We start from the raw sequence: 2070 nt of genomic DNA on the forward strand, positions 1-2070 counted from the left end.
TGATCGAGAAGGCGATCGTGCACGGGTGAGGCGTCACATCCACACAGATCGTCGTCCCCCGCGTATGCGGGGGACCCAGTACGCCGCGGCTTCTCGGGTCTATCGCCGGCGCCGCTGGATACTGGGTCGCCCGGTCAAGCCGGGCGATGACAAGTGAGAGATGACGCGCACCCCGGAATGACGAAAGTCCACTCACCCCAGCCGCCAGCCGACCTCTTCCGTAAACCTCTGATAAAACTCCGGCGTGTAGGCCTGCTCCGGCGTTTGCCGCACGCGCTCGTCGAGCGTGTGGGCATCGTCGCCGACCAGGATGCGCCAACGGTCGGCCTTGACGCCATCGAGGATGATTTTGGCCGCCTGCGCCGCCGTGGTCGGCGCCTCGTCGCGGAAGGCACGCGCACGATCGAGCGCGATCTTCTGGACGTCGTCGTCCGACATCGCCTCGGTATCGACGCCCATGGCCTTGAGACGCACGCGCGCCGACAACAGTTCGTTGGCGCTCAGAAGCTCGGATTCGGTGCCGCTCTGGATCTTGCGCGAATTGGACACGATCGAGGTGCCGATATGGCCGGGCATCACCACCGAGCATTTGATATGCGGCGCGTTCAGCCTGAGGTCGGTCATCAGCGCTTCGCTGAAACCCTTGACCGCGAACTTCGCGGCGCTGTAGGCGGTGTGGGCGACACCGAGCCCGACCGAGGCCCAGAAACCGTTGACGCTGGAGGTGTTGACGATATGGCCCTCGTCGGCCTTCATCAGCATCGGCAGGAAGGTGCGGACGCCGAGATAGACCCCGCCCCAGCAGATGTTGAAGGTCCGTTCCCACTGCTCCCGCGTGTTGGTGAACATACTGCCGCCGCCGCCGATGCCGGCATTGTTGAACAGCAGATGGATCCTGTCGGTCGCCTGCTGCTCGGCGAGTTCGTCGCGAAATCGCGTCAGCTGGTCCTCGATCGAGACGTCGGCGATATGGGTGGTGATGCGCAGGCCCTGCGGCAGCTTTTCGACCTCGCACAGCCGCTTCGTTTCCGCCATGGCCTCGGCCGAGACGTCGCACATCGCGACGTTGCAGCCTTCCGCGACGAGTTGCCGCGCCAGTTCGCGGCCCATGCCCGTGCCGCCTCCGGTGATGACGGCAATTTTTCCGGCAAAGTCTTTCATGGGGGGCGCTGACCTTTCCATTGCAGGCTGGTGAGATTTTGAATCCGACCTTTCCGGTATAGTCGCACCAACGCTCGCCGGTCAAACAACACTGGCATCCCGAATTGCATGAGCCGGAACGGATGGACCGGGCCGCGAATGAAAATTCCTTAACCAATGGGGTGCAAAGTTAGCAGCATCGGCGAGATCAAAATGAATTTTGAAAACGGAACAATTGACAGCATCCGGTCGACCAGCCAGCGCAGCCTGGCCGGATATTGGGCGAAGCTCGCGCTCGCCGAGAGTGGCTTGCCGCCGTTCGATCAATTTGCGCCCGGCCCGGGAATTCACGATCCCAAATACATCGCCGTGTGGAAAGTCGAAGCCGGCAAGGACCAGCTGGATTTTCGGGCATTGTACCGCGGGTCGTTCATCGACGAAGCCGTCAAGGACCCGTGGGTCGGAAAGACCCTCTCCGAGGTCGCTCCGCCGGTCCTGAGAATCCCCATCATCGCGGCGTCGGCCCACTGCGCCAGCAGCGGATGCGCCATCTACACCGTTCTTCGAACCTGCGACAGCGCAGGATCGCCGGTCGATCTGGAGCGCTTGCTGCTGCCCTTCGGCACGCGCGGCCGGGTTCGGGTGATCGTCGCTTCGCTGCAGCTGGTCAGCCTCGAAGGCAAGGTCGAACGCCGCAAGGCGGTCGAGAGTTTTGAAATACAAACCGACGTCGTGCTGTCGTTCCGGATATCGGCCAACAGCTTCAAGGAATCGCGGCCGAAGAAGGCTGCTGCTGTTCCCCTTCCAGCCTGAACACCTACAGGCGCGCAGGACCTCCCGCCGCCTCCGTCAAAGCAGCCGCCGTGCCAGCTCCCTGAACGCCAGCTGGCTGCCTTCGGCCGAAAAATGGTCGTCGCCGAGGATGTAGTG

At 62.9% G+C, this 2070-nt stretch carries 2 protein-coding genes; one reads left to right on the forward strand and one right to left on the reverse strand.

Annotation, left to right across the window (positions count from 1 at the left end):
* Positions 1–192 precede the first annotated feature (192 nt).
* A complete protein-coding gene (locus tag Q7U29_RS14465) occupies positions 193–1161 on the reverse strand; it encodes an SDR family oxidoreductase (RefSeq protein ID WP_304742536.1) in 969 nt (322 codons plus the stop codon).
* 192 nt (positions 1162–1353) lie between these two features.
* On the opposite strand from Q7U29_RS14465, the gene Q7U29_RS14470 reads away from it, so the two are divergent.
* Positions 1354–1953, forward strand: coding sequence for a hypothetical protein (locus Q7U29_RS14470; protein ID WP_304742538.1), 600 nt, complete (start codon positions 1354–1356; stop codon positions 1951–1953).
* Positions 1954–2070 lie beyond the last annotated feature (117 nt).

The organism is Bradyrhizobium sp. (genome assembly GCF_030654605.1).
In the GTDB taxonomy this organism is placed as follows: Bacteria; Pseudomonadota; Alphaproteobacteria; order Rhizobiales; family Xanthobacteraceae; genus Bradyrhizobium.

Excerpts from the sequence above, each read along its gene's own strand:
- Q7U29_RS14465 (WP_304742536.1), bottom strand. The coding sequence starts at position 1,161 with ATGAAAGACTTTGCCGGAAAAATTGCCGTCATCACCGGAGGCGGCACG.
- Q7U29_RS14470 (WP_304742538.1), top strand. The coding sequence starts at position 1,354 with ATGAATTTTGAAAACGGAACAATTGACAGCATCCGGTCGACCAGCCAG.